The organism is Streptococcus sp. HMSC36C04, from assembly GCF_001839535.1.
Taxonomy (GTDB): domain Bacteria; phylum Bacillota; class Bacilli; order Lactobacillales; family Streptococcaceae; genus Streptococcus; species Streptococcus hominis.
This window is the reverse complement of sequence record NZ_KV841599.1, coordinates 708-15,215: the sequence shown is the minus strand read 5'-3', so window position 1 is coordinate 15,215 and position 14,508 is coordinate 708. Positions and strand designations below refer to the sequence as shown.

The 14,508-nt window shown below is 33.9% G+C and carries 16 protein-coding genes and 5 pseudogenes; 13 read left to right on the top strand and 8 right to left on the bottom strand.

Annotated features, from left to right (window positions below):
* Window positions 1–80 precede the first annotated feature (80 nt).
* The 6 genes and pseudogenes from xerC to HMPREF3249_RS06420 form a co-directional block, all read right to left on the bottom strand.
* Complete coding sequence (gene xerC / locus HMPREF3249_RS06445) at window positions 81–1,304, bottom strand: site-specific integrase (protein ID WP_062201041.1); 1,224 nt, start codon at window positions 1,302–1,304, stop codon at window positions 81–83.
* A 54-nt stretch (window positions 1,305–1,358) separates the two neighbouring features.
* Window positions 1,359–1,631 carry a helix-turn-helix domain-containing protein gene (locus HMPREF3249_RS06440; RefSeq protein WP_004224179.1) on the bottom strand — a complete coding sequence of 91 codons (273 nt, stop codon included), beginning with the start codon at window positions 1,629–1,631 and terminating at the stop codon, window positions 1,359–1,361.
* Window positions 1,632–1,741: 110 nt separating this feature from the next.
* Complete coding sequence (locus HMPREF3249_RS06435) at window positions 1,742–2,074, bottom strand: type II toxin-antitoxin system PemK/MazF family toxin (protein ID WP_002299685.1); 333 nt, start codon at window positions 2,072–2,074, stop codon at window positions 1,742–1,744.
* Entirely contained in the window at window positions 2,061–2,366 is a 306-nt protein-coding gene (locus tag HMPREF3249_RS06430) for a hypothetical protein (protein ID WP_000162871.1), read from the bottom strand. Before HMPREF3249_RS06430 ends, HMPREF3249_RS06435 begins: the two co-directional genes overlap by 14 nt.
* Before the next feature lie 56 nt (window positions 2,367–2,422).
* A pseudogene (locus tag HMPREF3249_RS09295) lies at window positions 2,423–2,917 on the bottom strand (CHAP domain-containing protein); the annotation flags it as partial.
* A 34-nt stretch (window positions 2,918–2,951) separates the two neighbouring features.
* Window positions 2,952–4,260, bottom strand: a pseudogene (locus tag HMPREF3249_RS06420) (transposase).
* Window positions 4,261–4,961: 701 nt separating this feature from the next.
* On the opposite strand from HMPREF3249_RS06420, the gene HMPREF3249_RS06415 reads away from it, so the two are divergent.
* The 12 genes and pseudogenes from HMPREF3249_RS06415 (at window position 4,962) to HMPREF3249_RS09685 (ending at window position 12,700) form a co-directional block, all read left to right on the top strand.
* Window positions 4,962–5,717 carry a P-loop NTPase fold protein gene (locus HMPREF3249_RS06415; protein WP_003041884.1) on the top strand — a complete coding sequence of 252 codons (756 nt, stop codon included), beginning with the start codon at window positions 4,962–4,964 and terminating at the stop codon, window positions 5,715–5,717.
* A gap of 117 nt (window positions 5,718–5,834) precedes the next feature.
* Window positions 5,835–6,581 carry an alpha/beta hydrolase gene (locus HMPREF3249_RS06410; RefSeq protein WP_003041915.1) on the top strand — a complete coding sequence of 249 codons (747 nt, stop codon included), beginning with the start codon at window positions 5,835–5,837 and terminating at the stop codon, window positions 6,579–6,581.
* Between the two features lie 29 nt (window positions 6,582–6,610).
* Complete coding sequence (locus HMPREF3249_RS06405; protein ID WP_004804271.1) at window positions 6,611–7,228, top strand: class I SAM-dependent methyltransferase; 618 nt, start codon at window positions 6,611–6,613, stop codon at window positions 7,226–7,228.
* Window positions 7,229–7,258: 30 nt separating this feature from the next.
* A complete protein-coding gene (locus HMPREF3249_RS06400; RefSeq protein WP_004224168.1) occupies window positions 7,259–8,026 on the top strand; it encodes an alpha/beta fold hydrolase in 768 nt (255 codons plus the stop codon).
* Window positions 8,027–8,064: 38 nt separating this feature from the next.
* Entirely contained in the window at window positions 8,065–9,003 is a 939-nt protein-coding gene (locus HMPREF3249_RS06395) for an alpha/beta hydrolase (RefSeq protein WP_059221475.1), read from the top strand.
* A gap of 55 nt (window positions 9,004–9,058) precedes the next feature.
* Entirely contained in the window at window positions 9,059–9,556 is a 498-nt protein-coding gene (locus HMPREF3249_RS06390) for a hypothetical protein (RefSeq protein ID WP_004224161.1), read from the top strand.
* 34 nt (window positions 9,557–9,590) lie between these two features.
* Window positions 9,591–10,409, top strand: coding sequence for a class I SAM-dependent methyltransferase (locus tag HMPREF3249_RS06385; protein ID WP_022525158.1), 819 nt, complete (start codon window positions 9,591–9,593; stop codon window positions 10,407–10,409).
* A 148-nt stretch (window positions 10,410–10,557) separates the two neighbouring features.
* Window positions 10,558–10,788, top strand: a pseudogene (locus HMPREF3249_RS06380) (DUF3847 domain-containing protein); the annotation flags it as partial.
* 13 nt (window positions 10,789–10,801) lie between these two features.
* On the top strand, window positions 10,802–10,876 hold the full coding sequence (locus tag HMPREF3249_RS09800) for a hypothetical protein (RefSeq protein ID WP_080554318.1): 75 nt from the start codon (window positions 10,802–10,804) through the stop codon (window positions 10,874–10,876).
* A 98-nt stretch (window positions 10,877–10,974) separates the two neighbouring features.
* On the top strand, window positions 10,975–11,859 hold the full coding sequence (locus HMPREF3249_RS06375; protein ID WP_004224153.1) for a ketopantoate reductase family protein: 885 nt from the start codon (window positions 10,975–10,977) through the stop codon (window positions 11,857–11,859).
* 120 nt (window positions 11,860–11,979) lie between these two features.
* Window positions 11,980–12,132 (top strand): annotated as a pseudogene (locus tag HMPREF3249_RS09535) (hypothetical protein); the annotation flags it as partial.
* Complete coding sequence (locus tag HMPREF3249_RS09685; RefSeq protein WP_037620922.1) at window positions 12,104–12,700, top strand: hypothetical protein; 597 nt, start codon at window positions 12,104–12,106, stop codon at window positions 12,698–12,700. The pseudogene HMPREF3249_RS09535 and the gene HMPREF3249_RS09685, both read left to right, overlap by 29 nt.
* A gap of 125 nt (window positions 12,701–12,825) precedes the next feature.
* On the opposite strand, the gene HMPREF3249_RS06365 is transcribed toward HMPREF3249_RS09685, so the two are convergent.
* Together HMPREF3249_RS06365 and HMPREF3249_RS06360 are read right to left on the bottom strand one after the other, a co-directional pair.
* Window positions 12,826–13,179: a hypothetical protein gene (locus tag HMPREF3249_RS06365; RefSeq protein WP_004224146.1), complete on the bottom strand. Its 354-nt coding sequence runs from the start codon at window positions 13,177–13,179 to the stop codon at window positions 12,826–12,828.
* A 103-nt stretch (window positions 13,180–13,282) separates the two neighbouring features.
* Window positions 13,283–13,639, bottom strand: coding sequence for a hypothetical protein (locus HMPREF3249_RS06360; RefSeq protein ID WP_371319432.1), 357 nt, complete (start codon window positions 13,637–13,639; stop codon window positions 13,283–13,285).
* Between HMPREF3249_RS06360 and HMPREF3249_RS09795 the strand changes: the two are divergent.
* Window positions 13,569–13,739 (top strand): annotated as a pseudogene (locus HMPREF3249_RS09795) (PLP-dependent aminotransferase family protein); the annotation flags it as partial. The gene HMPREF3249_RS06360 and the pseudogene HMPREF3249_RS09795 sit on opposite strands and share 71 nt — an antisense overlap.
* Window positions 13,740–14,508 lie beyond the last annotated feature (769 nt).

Sequence of the window (14,508 nt, the reverse complement as noted above, 5' to 3'; positions counted from 1 at the left end):
GACACTCAATGTTTACCTCATTGGGTGTTTTTTCGTGCACTTTTTGAAAAACTCACCTCAAAATTCACCTTATTTTTACCTTATTTATTTTTGAGCTCTCTGTAAGCAGTTTCGCCAGCACTAAGTGGAACAACATTTGAAGTATTAACATAAATCTTTGTTGTACTCAAATCACTATGTGTCAAAGCTTCTGAAATGGATTCCAGAGACATTCCTGCCTTCTTAGCTAAAGTAGCACCAGTATGCCTTAACATGTGAGGAGTGGCATGTCTAAGATTTTTATGGCGACGTTCTACAGATTTCATCTTGTTATTAAGGTAATCTGCATGCAGAGGGCTATTCACATTGCCTTTAGTGTCAATATAAGTAAAGACATATTGTTCTGGAGTTTGAATGATACCAAATTTTGCTAATTCTGCTTTTTGTTGAATTTTCCATTGATATAAGAGAACAGTTAACTCTTGAGGAATAGTAAAAATTGTTTTCTTTTCTCCTTTAGTAGACTTAGGCTTCTTATATTTATCCAAGGCTTGAATTAAACCAATTTCAGATATATCTAAGGAGATATGTTTCCACTGTAAAGCATAGCTTTCCGATTTACGGTCGTTTAAGATAAAAGTTGTAAAAAATAAAACATAGTCTTTAAGCGACAATTTTTTGTTTTCTAGGTCCTCTTGGAACATTTCAAACCATTCCCGTAACTCACTTAAAGTAAGGTATAAATCTTCATCACGCTTAGCTTCTTGTAATTTGATTTTTTTAGTAGCCTTAATACGACTGATTGTTTTAGATAGGCGATTCATTTCAATATATTCTAATTCCTCTGCCCAGTCAAAAATAGAATTAACATAACTACGTATGACCTTGAAATTGGCATATTCATTTGCTTTAGCAGTCATCAAATTTAAAACAACCGTTTTATTCTGATTTAAAAATTTAATGGAATAATTTCCAAATATTGGTAAAATATGTAATCTAAAAACAGTTTCTGTATTGTTAACTGTTGGAAGAGTGGGTGGTTTATTTGTTGAAGTCGTTTGACCTGCTTTATAGGCTTCCCACCAGACATTATGATAAAAATCTTTGAAGAGAATATCGCCATTGATTGCTTGATGTGGTAATGCACCCCCTTTTTGGATAGTGTTAATATCTATTAAAATTTGTAATTCAGCTTCTTTAGCCTCCTTTTTTGTTTTAAAACGCTTATCGTAGTAATGTCCTGAAATTCCCAAAGAAGGTCTAGCTTCTGTTGGAACATAGAGTTTTAAACGATAAGAACCATTTGAAGTTTTTGTAATTGTCATAGTAATCTCCTTTTTACTGAGCTAGAAAATTACCCTGACTTTATTATAATGAAATCAAAAGTGATTTTCCAGTTGTATCATCCATCTACGGATACTATCTTTATCAAATCGAATTGTTTTTCCAATCCGAATATGTGGCATTCCCTTTCTTATCCAGATATCCAGCGTGTTATTTGAAATTCCCAGATACTGACAGGTCTGCTTTTTATTTAAAAAAGGACTAATTTGTCCTGAATCTTCTTTAACGGTTTCAATCTCATTTTTAATAAGATTTGCAACAAAAAGTTGAATTTCTTTTGTTTGTTCTTCTGGTAAAATAACTTGCATAGTTTCCCCCCTTTTAGGCAATAAAAAAAGCAAGAGCTATAAAGCCCTTACCTTAAGGAGATTATGAAAAAGAAAAGTTTTAGCATTATTTATAATATAATCGTATAATCTTAATTTTCTCTTAAAAATTTTTCAAATCTCTGTTGGTCATTTTCTGTTAACTTTCCGATTAAGCGAACTTGAACAAGTTCTACGTCTAAATCATAAAGTTGAACGGTATCAATCCAAGATGGTTTCACTAATCCTGCCTCTTCCCATTCTTTTATTTCAAAGTATTTTGAACGGATATAAGATGATTTACGGGAATACTGACTAGTGATACGGTAGGTTCTGATAACTTCTTCATTATTTGCAATGACTAGAGCAGGACGTCTTTTAGCTCCTGTCCCATCACTAAAAGCGATAGTTGCTACCAGAATATCATATGGGTTATAGTTGTCCATGTCTTTCCTCGTATTCTGGATAGTCTTCATCAAAGAAATCTGCGATTGCTTCTGGATTAGAAGCAGTCACTTTGATAACATTTGAGTTTGCCAAAGCTAGTCTTTCTAAAGGATTATCAGAAATAGCATGGACTTGTTTTCTTAAATCAAATGGCAATCCATTCACCTCCTTTGATTTTTGTAAGAACATCACGAAAGCGTCACCTACAGAAGTTCCTAAGGATTTGTATAGTACCGATACTTCATCTAGTAATTCTGAATCTACTCGCTTTTGAAACATTTTTTTAGTCATACAATCACCTCTTTTGTACTTCAATTGTACGACAAGTGTAGTTTTTTGTCAAATTTTTACTTCCCAATCACGTATGTAAATTGGTTAGCTGTTGCTTTATCAAATGTGCGGTAAGAAACAACTCCAAGTCCTTTAGCGTTTGCTTCTGAAATGAGAATAGACCCGTCTGATTTGACCTGCTCCACGAAAACTACGTGACCATAGGTTGGGTCAGAACCAGCCTGACCAGGAGAGAAAGATATCGCACTATGCTCTGTTGGTGTATGTGTGGTTTGGTAGCCTGCTTTCTGCTTCCAATCCCCACCATTGCCCATATAAGGGTCAAAGTTAACGCCTACCTCTTTGGCTCGATTATAGACAAACCACGTACATTGTCCCCAAGGATAAGTCGCAGAAGTGTAGTTAGAGGTGTTGATTGCTTTTGTAAGGCTATATCCAGCAGGTACTCCATCAGAAGTTACGCCTCCACCATCTTGTGTTTTGGCATTGGCTGTATCACCTGTTAAAGTGTCTTTGAAGAGGTTATACCATTTTCTCGCATTCTTTTTCAGGGGCTCATTGTCAACTGTAGTGGGTGACTTATCACTAACATCTAGAGAGAATCAGATTGGTTCTCTCTATTTTGATGTTCAAAGCGATGAGAATTTTTGTTTTAAAGTTCTTGAAGTTTCGAAAGCCGAAAGCTTGACGCTTAATGTCCTTGATGAGTTTGTTAGTGGCTTCTAGCTTGGCGTTAGAATAAGGGAGCTCCAGGGCGTTTGCGATGTAGGATTTGTATTTCTTGAAGGTCTTAAAGACAGCGGTAAATATAGGATTGACAAAGGGAAGGTTGTCGTCAATCAGTGCCATAAAATGGTCGGTATTCTTCTCTTGAAAATGGAATAATAAGAGTTGATACAGCTCATAGTAATAGCGGAGCTCCTCCGATAAATCTAGAATTTTCTTAACAATTTCTTTTGGAGTCAAGGTTTGCCTAAAGGTTCGTGAATAAAAGCGTTTGTCAGAGAGTTTGCGACTGTCCTTTTGCAGGATTCTCCAGTGATTCTTCATGGCTCGATAAGGGAGAGAATGCTTGTCAAAGGTCTTCACCATGGCAATTCTGGTCGCCATCATAGCCCTGCCAAGGTGTTGGACGATATGGAAGCGGTCAAGCACGATTTTAGCTTTGGGGAGTGAAACAGTCTGGGGAGAGACTGTTTCAGCCTGAGCCTAAAAATAGGAGAGCGAAGGGTCTTAGGATTGGAATGTAAGCCCCAGACATGTCCACAGTAACGGCTTTAACCGCCTCACGAACAGTTCTAGGATAGCGATAAAAGTAGTTTTTGATGGTGGTTTGTCGGTTGTTTTCAAGGAGAGTGACAATCTTTCTGGTCTCAAAATCTTGAGCAATGAAAGCTAGTTGTCCCTTGTTTCGAGAAAATTCATCTACTGATAGAACCTCAGGAAGACGAGTAAAGTCTTCCTTGAAGGTGAAAGCTTCCAGTTGACGTTGGACAAGAGATACTGAAAGGTGGAGTCTCTTAGCGATGGCAGTATTAGTTAACTTTTCGGTATGGTATTGTGTGATTTTCTGGCGGACAGGCTTTGAGATTTGGCAATGCTTCTTGACTAAGCTGGTCTCAGAAACTGTTACACGACGACAGCCCTTACATTGAAAGCGTCGCTTCTTGAGTTTGAGAACTGTTGGCATGCCTTGGACATCAAGGATTGGGATGGTAGAGGCTCGTTGAAAGTCATACTTGCTCATCTGACTTTTGCAGTGAGGGCAGAGTGGAGGCTGATAGTCTAGGCTAGCCTCAATCGTGATGTGGGTATCGACCTTAAAAACCGTCTTGATTTTGATATTTTTGTCTTTTAATCCGATGAGTTCTGTGGTATTCTTAAGTTGTTCCATAAGGTCTTCCTAATGAGTTGTTTAGTCGCTTTTCATTATAAGTCTTATGGAGCTTTTTTGATACACTGAAAAAGCTCCATAATCTCCGTAGTAGATTTACCCACTACAGAAATTATAGAGCCACTTTTTCAGAGCCTTTTTGTAGGCGTTACTATCTTTTTTATAGTATTCTCTTTTAACTCCCGTTAAATTAGCTGTAAAAACACCATCTTTATAAGAATAGTTTTCAGTTGTTCCAAAAGAAGTTTAAAAGTTTTCTTATCTGTATTTAAAGTGATAGTGAATCCCCATTACTCTCAACAGTTCCACTGTCATAATCTTTTCATTTCGATTATCACTAATCCAATAATAATCCCCATCAAGGCTTTTTTGTTTTGAGCATGGTATTAAGAATATGGTTGCTAAGCCAAATAGAAGGATACTAACTATCTTTTTCATTACTTCCAGTTTCAAATGCCTTAGAATCTGGGAATAAAAACGTCAGGACCTCTCAGTATATAGGACAACAAACTAGCCGTTTGGGTAGGTTAGGACTTATTTAAGCCCACACCTATATATTATAAATAATGCTAAAACTTTTCTTTTTCATAGTCTCCTTGAAACAGTCAATATATTGTTACTAGCTGTTTCTTTTTTTCTTTGATTAAAAAGTATATGATATACTAATATTAACAAAGCGATACTTAAAATAGGAGTTCGATATGAAAGAAATCAGATTTGATAAAGTTTCAACAAAAGTTGCTGAAGAAACATTTTCTAAGATTATTTTACAAAAATTGCAAAATACAGAAGAGGATATCTTTCAAACTTTTTTTCTAAATGGTGTATGGGGGAGTGGCAAAACAACTTTCCTAAAAAAAGTGGAAGGGCAAGCAAAAAGCACTAAATTTATTTACTTAAAGCTTTGGGAAGCACATGATGAGAGAAGTGTGACTGCGATAGCTTTTAGTCTCTTACATCCATTTTTATATTATCTACTTAGATTTTTAATTGTGATTGCAGTAGTTACTAGTGTCTTAATGACTCCTGCTATAAATTTAGGATTACTAAGTTATTTAAAGGACTTATTAATCTTTTTAGGTCTACCAATTTATTTTCACAATTTTCTCATCATACTTAGCACTATAATTGCTTTAATAGTTACGGTTTATCAACTTTTAAAAGTAAAATCTGATTCAATGTATATATGTCTTTTGCCAAAATTTTTGTCAAATAATAAGGTGCTTGTAATTGATGATTTTGATAGAATCACGACTGATAGACAGAATGAAGCCTATAAATTATTTAACATACTACATGGAAAACTTCCAATAATATTTGTAGGAGACTATCAAAAGATTGCTAAAAGTGATGATGAAAGCGGAAAGTTTTTACAAAAAATTATTGATGAATTTTATCAGCTAATCACATCTCTAATTCGTAAAGAAGAAAGGTTAAGTATCGAAAAAGGTGCTTAACCTTTCTTTGCAAAATACTGTTAAGCAACATGAAAAGCCGATATAGAAAAAATGGCTTAAAAATGATAAAATATTATTAGTTAATGTAGACTAACTTCCGTTTGTGAGGTGTTCAAAATGGAATATATTGACATAAATAAAGATAAAGAAAAAATAGTTTTACTCATACATCCGATGCTTTCTTCTGCTGAGGGAATGAAAAAGTTAATTGCCGATAATATTGGAAATGAGTATAGATACATTATTCCGGATCTGTCTGCTCATGGTAAATTGATAGATAGGAAGTATTTGTCGGTAAAACAAGAAAGTGAGAATTTATACAATTATTTTAAAGAAAATGATATTGCTGAAGTTTCTCTTGCTTTTGGAGCATCAATAGGTGGAGTAGTGTTATTGGAATTATTAAAGCATAAGGATATAAAGATAGTTAAAGCCTTATTTGAGGGCTGTAGTTTATGTCAAAATGCGAGTATTTTAGAGTTTATTATAAGAAATATTTTTCTATATGAACGGAAAAAAGCGATTAAAAATAGTGACTCAGCTAATAGAAAAATTATAAGCATATATGGAGAAACAAAGGGACGAATGATGACTGAAAATCTAATCAGAATAGATAAACAAAGCATTAAAAATATCTGCCATGATTGTGCATTTGTAGATCTTCCGAAGTTATCAGAAGCAGAACAAAAGAGGTGCATATTCTGTTATGGATCCAAAGAAGTTAATTTAAAATATGCAAAGAGAGCTATTTCAAAAGAGTATCCATATGCAGCGTTAAGAATATGGAAGGGACAAAACCATTGTACAAAGATAACAACGAATGTAGAAGAGTATTGCAAAATGATAAAAGCTGAGATTGATTAAAACATATTGTTGAAAAGAGGGTGTTAGCAGTGAATGATAAAAGCAATAAAAAGTTTTGGAATAAATTCGCCAAGCTGTACGCTCCTTTTATGAAGAAGGATAAAGGAGTTTATGATAATGTTTGTGAGTATATTCGTCCTTACTTGAATAGAAATATGAACGTACTTGAACTTGCTTGCGGTTCAGGTCAGTTATCATTTAATCTTTCAAAATATGCTAAAAATTGGATTGGGACAGATTTTTCGGAACAGATGATTTTAGAAGCAAGGAAGCGTGGAGAAAACGAAAACCTTACCTTTGAGGTAGCTGACGCAACCTCATTATCTTTTTCTGATGGTGAATTTAATTGCGTTGTAATTGCTAATGCACTTCATATTATGCCGGAGCCGGATGAGGCAATGAGAGAAATATACAGAGTATTAAAACCTAATGGCATTTTGTCTGCTCCTACTTTTCTATGGAAAGAAGGGACCCAAAGTAAATTCAAAAAATGGATAATGTCCGTTGTGGGATTTAAGATGTATCAAGAATGGAATAAAAAACAATTTAAAGATTTTATTGAGAAGCATGGATTTTCGGTAGTTGAAATGAATTTGATACATGGAGGGCTTGCACCCATCGGCGTTATGATTGCTTATAAAAAGTAATATTAAAATTGGGATTTTGGAGGAGAGTTAGTGAACATACATGAGTTTGGAGCTGATAAAAATAAAATAATTGTGTTGATTCATCCTTCATTAGTCATGTGGGACTATTTTGAATACATTTTATCTATACTTAAAGAAGAGTATCATATTATTGTTCCTGCACTTCCCGGATATGATGAGGAGAATCCAAACGAAAATTTTACAAGTGTAGAAGAAATTGCCGATAATTTATTAGGATGGCTGAAAGAACATAAAATTGAGAAAGTTGATCTTTTGTATGGTTGCTCTATGGGCGGTTCTATCGCTTTAAAAATGTTCTCCAATCACGGAATTAAAATAAGGAACATTATTTGCGATGGAGCAATAACACCATATCAGCTTCCTTGGATTGTTACAAGAATGATTGCCATAAGAGATTTTCTTATGATTTCTATAGGTAAAATTGGAGGGTTAAAGCTTCTTGAAAAATCATTTTCTACAGATGAATACAGCGAAGAGGAATTGAAGTATGTTGCTAAAGTCCTTAATTTTATTAGTTATAAAACGATATGGAGAACATTTGAATCTTGCAACAACTATGTTATGCCAAAGAACGTGTCAGAACATAGCGATCGTATTCAATATTGGTATGGTGATAAAGAGTCTAAAGCCCGTGCATGGGATATCAAATATATGAAAACTTATTTTCCAAATACTGAGTTTATTAAATTTGAAAACATGGGTCATGGCAGCATGGCAAGTCTTTATCCTGTGAAAATGGCTAATCAATTCAGAGATTTAATGGAAGTTAAGAAATAAAATAATTTGCCATTTTTGGAATTAAGGAGGTATGCATTGTGAGTGTTAAATATAAATTAACGGAATTTTTATTTCGTCATACTGTAAAACCTATGATGAAAAAAGTAATAAAAAATCCGGATGAATGTTTTGCTAAACAAGAAAAGAAACAGAAATCTAAACTCCCTCTTGAAAAACTTCATAAATCTTATGATTTTGAAGAAAAGTGTACAAGCGGAACTTTGTATTATGTCGTCAAACCAAAAAATAAAGTGGCAAATAGGCTTGTATTATATTTCTTTGGTGGTGGATATACCATTCCGGGAGATTCCGGTGATTTTGAGTTTGCTCAAGATATGGCTAATCAAAGTCAGGCTGAAGTTTGGATTGTATGGTACCCGCTTTTTCCAAAAGCAACTGGCTTGCAAATTATCGACGCAGGTCTAAACGTTTATAGCGAGGCACTTAAGGCGTTTAATGCAGATGATATTATATTTTTTGGTTTATCAAGTGGAGCAAGCCTTGCACAAAATATATGTTTGCATATTCTTGAAAACGACATGAGATTATCAATGCCAAAAAGATTGATTATGCACTCTCCGACCTTTCGTATTCCTCCAACTAAAGAACAGATGAAAGAGATGGAGGGACTTGATAAGTTTGATTGCATTATTCCGGCTTGCTACATGAAAGAACAAGATCAAGTAATGCAAAGAATAAATTTAAATAATGTGGAATATATGAAATCGCCAATTGAGTACTCATGGAAGGGGCTACCTGACATGTATATCATTTATGGTTCTTATGAAGTGTTGATAGCAGAGCTGCCGGAGGCAAAAGAAAAAGCTAAAATGGATGGCGTGGTTATGAAAACATACATAGGAGAAAGAATGATGCATGCTTGGGCGGCGGCAGGATTTTTACCTGAGGCAAAGGAAGTAAGAAGAAATATATATGCCGTAATAAGGGGAGATAGAAATGACGGCTTTCTCTTGTAATATTCTACAGGTAGTTTTCAGAAGAAAAGTGGATATTGTGTGGTGATTGATAATTATGTATATGACGATACTGCTTGCCGTTATTATGATGATTGGATTGTTCTTATTGCTGTGGGCAGGAGTTGGATTTATTCAAAACAAAGACTTCTTTTCTTCGTGTCCTAAAGAAGTGTTTGATGTTATTGAACCAAAGGAAAAACGCTTTCGTGGTCAGAGTTTAGTTGGATGGATATTAGCTATTATTGCAATACTATTCATGGGGAGTTCAATTATCGTTGGTGCAGTGGATGGTGTTCAAAATAACTTTACTTACATTCAGTTTTTCATTAGATTTCTGATGATACTTCTTTTGTTGAAAGCCTTTGATATTGTATTTTTTGATTGGATACTTTTGTGCAATCGAGGTTTTAGTTTTTTTGAACATTATTATCCGGAAGTGGTAGATAAGCTTAGTCCTAAACTCTTTGGATATAACAAAAGGGAACACATTATTCAAGTGTTATTTATGATTATCGGATCGTTAGTCATTGCATGGATATGCACATTATTTTAAAAACTAAATTCAAATTAGTAGGAGGTGTTTATACTTGGAAGAAATAAAAATGCAAGAAAAAATAAAACCTATTTTGAATGGTGCTGCGGAAACGATGCTTCAGAGTTTTTATGCAAGAGCACAATATTCCAAGAGCAAAAGACATAAATTTTATGATGCCAAAGCGGTGGAATTGGTTGAAAAAATTGATTACGATTTTACCGCCGCCACAAATGATTCCCTTATGAGTTATGGCGTGATTGCAAGAACGCTTGTATTTGATGAACTGGTAAAAGAGTTTATTGACGAAAATCCAACCTGTACAGTCGTAAATATTGCTTGTGGACTTGACACGAGATTTTATCGCATGGATAACGGAAAAGTCACATGGTACAACCTTGATTTGCCTGAAACAGCTGAGGTAAGGAATCAGATTTTTGCAGAATCCGGCAGAGTTTCAAACATCGGTATTTCAGCAACGGATTCGGCGTGGGCAAAAGAAATAAAAGCAGATGGGAACATTCTGTTTATCATTGAGGGCTTGTCAATGTACTTGACAAGGGAAGACAATGCCCAAATGCTCAGAATTATTCGAGAGAATTTTGACAATGCTTATGTTCTTATGGAGTGCCTGTCAAAAAGGTGGGTGGCGAAAGAAAATGTTGAAAAGTCCATACAAAAAACAGGAGCAAAATTTATATTTGGAGCGGATTCCTTTGATGATATTAAGGATATTGCAAGAGGTTTCCGTAGTGTAAAGGATGATGATATTACGAGGGGGATGTCTGCTATATTTCCAGTGCTTAAGCTTATTAACTGGTTGCCGATTGCTCACAAACTATCACAGAAAATCTTGATATTTGAGAAAGTGTGATGTTATCGTTTTGGTTGCCATCATGAAGTACACACTGCGATAGGTAAATTATAGCTTATATAACTAACAACTAATATGAAAACAGTGAATTGAAAGGAACAGTTTACTGTTTTTTTATTTGAGAAAAATTGAAACGGAGGAATGAAAAATGAAGAAAGAAAACACATTACAGGAAGTACAGGAACAAATTTTTGAACTTCAGCAAGAAAGACAAAAGTGCGATGTAAAGCTGAAACAATTACAAAATCAAGGTAAGAAATTAGAAAAACTTGCAAACGAAAAGGAACGAAAAAGAAGAAATCATAGACTCATATAAAGAGGATTGATAGTAGAAAGAGTGGTTAAAAATCCTCTTATGTTTACCAATGAGGATATAGACCTTTGTAACAGAGATATATTTTGACAAAAAGAGCAAGGAAACATTTCAAGATAAGTTATTCAAGGTAATACATTCAAAGGGTAAATAGTAGTGAGTAGAGAAATATGACAGTAGAAAAATATCGAAAAAAAATGCTATAATATTAGTCAATATAGATAAACAAATCAGAAGTTGAAGAAGTAAAAGATGATGAAGATATTGATATACGGTGCGGGAGTAATCGGCTCATTATATGCTGCATTGCTCTCAGAAAATAAAGATAATGATGTAGCTGTATATGCCAGAGGAAAAAGGCTTGATGAACTCCGTATAAACGGGCTGAGATACAGCAAAAATGGGGAAGTACATACAGCCGATATCGAAGTGGTCGAAGCCGTTAAGAATGATGATATATTCGATTACATTTTCCTAACGGTCAGAGAAAATCAACTGTATAAAGCCTTAGAAGAACTGCGGAATAATACAAGCGGTACGATTGTAACGATGGTAAATTCGCTGGATGATTACAAGAAATGGGAAGATATATGTGGAAGCGGTAGGATAATTCCGGGGTTTCCCGGAGCCGGTGGCAGTATAGATAATGGGATTCTTAATGCAGGATTAACCCCAGCAATTGTGCAGCCGACAACATTTGGGGAAATATCGGGTGAAAGAACCATACGTATTACTGAACTCGCAGATTTATTTCGCAGATCCCGTATACCTTATCAGATCGTTTCGGATATGCATTTATGGCAGCTTTGCCATCTGGCAATGGTCGTTCCGATAGCAGATGCCTATTATGAATCGAAAGAGCCTGAGAAAGCAGGAACAGATTCGACTCTAATGTCAAAGACGGCGGAAAAGATCTGCAGGAATATGAAGTGGTTGAAAAAACATAAAGGCAAACTCAGTCCAGGGAAATTTTACATATTTCTCATATTGCCGAAACATCTAATAAAAATCGGACTGGCGTTTGCTTTTAAAAGTAAGTTTGGAGATGTGTTCATGTATCGCCATTCAATGAAGGCTCCGGATGAAATGAGAGAATTGCACAGACAGTTTTACGGTTATATAAAAGAACGGTCATAAGCGACGAAAATCCCAGTTTGTAGAACTAACAATTTAATAAAAATTACCACAGGAACAGTAAATCAAAAAAAGGTTTACTGTTTTTCTTTACTCAAAATTAGAAAGGGAGGAAACGAGAAAATGAAAAACATTGAAGAAAAAATCTTAATGGCAGATGAAGAAATCAAGCAGTTACAAAACAAAAGGAAAAAGCTCATCAGTCAGCAGAAACAGGAAGAACGAAAAAAGAGAGATAAAAGGATATATGAAAAAGGGGCAGTCTTTGAAAGTATTCTCTGATTTATTAAATTATGAACTTTTTAAAAGAGGAAAGAGAGAACTAGTTGATGTTAAACAGCTAATTACGATAGATTATATTTTTTTATTTTATCCAAAATATTACCTCGAATTGAAGGATTTTGGTATGTTGCTTTTGGATGAAGATATCGAAGAAATTCGTCTTGTTGAAACTATGCATTCCTCACAAAATCGCAAAAAAGATATAAAGGATATTTCTTTGTTAACAAAAGAATCAAATGAAATGCTTCATAATCAAGAAAAATTATCTTCTGAGAAATATAAACCTTATATATACTTTCTAATAACTAGAACTTTTGATGGATACAAAGAAAAGGAAGATGATGTTAAACATTTGATTGATGAGCTACCTGATAACGAGTTCATTCAATATTGGGAATTAATGAGAATGATAAGAGGCAATACTATTTATACAAATTCACTCGATTTTGATACAGGCAATAGAAAAAATTACTACGAAATTTACGAACTAAATAGAGAACGATTTAAAAGCATAGCTGATAGAAAAGGAATTATTTTTAAAGTTGATACTCAAACTGTCTGATGATTTTGATTTGTATATTTCTAATCCACACGAACCTTTATTGTAACAACTGACAGAAGTAGAAGCCAAATGGCATGTGAAACTCCTTTTAATAACAAGAAAATGACCTAGAGAAAATCTCTAAGTCATTTTTTTATATTTTTCTTATAGGCTTCACTATTTTTTTTATAAACTGTTTGTTTATTTCCTCCTGTTAGGAAGTTTCCTGTATCAAATGTTAAAGTCCCATCTTTTTTAATATCATAGGATGCAACATATTCTCTTCCAGAAGCTGAAAAAGTAAATGTTTTATTTTGAGAATCTACATTAGTTATCGGATGATTGTGATTTTCATGATATGTTCCTTGATTTCCTTTAATTTCAAGTACTAGATAATCATATTGGTTATAATATTCTCCGTCAAGAGTATTTTGCTTGGAACAAGATATTAGAAATATAGTAGCAATTCCTAAAAGTAATAGACTAAGTAATTTTTTCATTTTCCAAACCTCCTTTTATAATATTATACTAGAAAAATATTACAATTATGATACGATATGAAAAATAAGCAAGTAGTAGCTACAACTCTTGCTTATTTTTATTCTAAAGAAGAAATTGTTTTAATTCTTCCAATTTTGAATTATTATCATAAACGAATAATGGAATCTTTTCTAATCGAGCAAATTCGATTACTCGCTTTTGTTCTCTGGCTTGAAAAGAATCAATCAAATCTTTGTCCCAATGACTGTTATCCCTCTTCATCAATCGCTTTTGAATAGTGGAAGGAACTTCTATCTTTAAAATGATTCTATTAATTTTTAATTCATCTTCATGAAATGGATAAGCTGCTAGCTCTTGTTTCCATAGCTCTTGATTATTAGCTATGTTCTTTGAGAAGCTTGCCAAACAAGAGGGGATTGAAGTTTTATGTGCAGAACGTTTCTTTACGGGTAGTTTGATAGAGCAATCAACCATACGTATAGCCATTCGCTCTCCAGACACTGTAGAAGAACTGGAGGAAGGATTAATCACCCTAAAAAATCTGTATTCACAATTATAAAAGAGACAGAGCAGTATCAGTCCAAGAAAACTTTGCCCTTCAGCAGTATTGCGACAGATACTGAGGTTCTTTCAACTATTCAATCCTAAGTCTTTCGTCCAATCACTGTGTCAAACTATTTTTCCAAATATATTAAAACAAGGCTGGGTATAACATCCCAACCTCAATTTCTTATCTGGGAACTTTAAATTTTTTAATTAGTGTGTCTTGTCATTATTTTTGGTCAATTTTTAAAATTTCAATGCTATTAAGTAAGTGACAAAGCCCTGCCAACTCTCAATTTTTTTGTTTTAAGCAACTTTATATTTAATCAAAATAAAAAAGGCATCTTGTCTAGTAAGATAACCTCTAGCCCAGTATTCTATTTTTTGAAGTGTTGAGAAATTTACCTTATTTAAATGAAATTATTTGAAATTATATAACATAAAGTGAAAAGTGCATAGTGATAAAAGTGCAGAAATAAAGGCTTTTAGTATTTAAAGAGATGTAGGTGCCACCAACCAGGTCTTAAGAAAGCTCGTAAAGCATCACAATTCTCAAAACGTTAAGAACCAGCTTTACATCAACGATTACAGACACTCAATGTTTACCTCATTGGGTGTTTTTTCTATCATTTGTCAAGTATATCAAGTTTTTTTAAAGTTTTTATTTTCAAAAATGTTGTTTTCATCAAGCAGTAGTCTTGCTTTGAGTGATTTTTGGCTAAAAAGGTGTGTACGAAAACAACACCTTATTTAGCTATTTTTTTCATAAGGTGTTACAATGATAG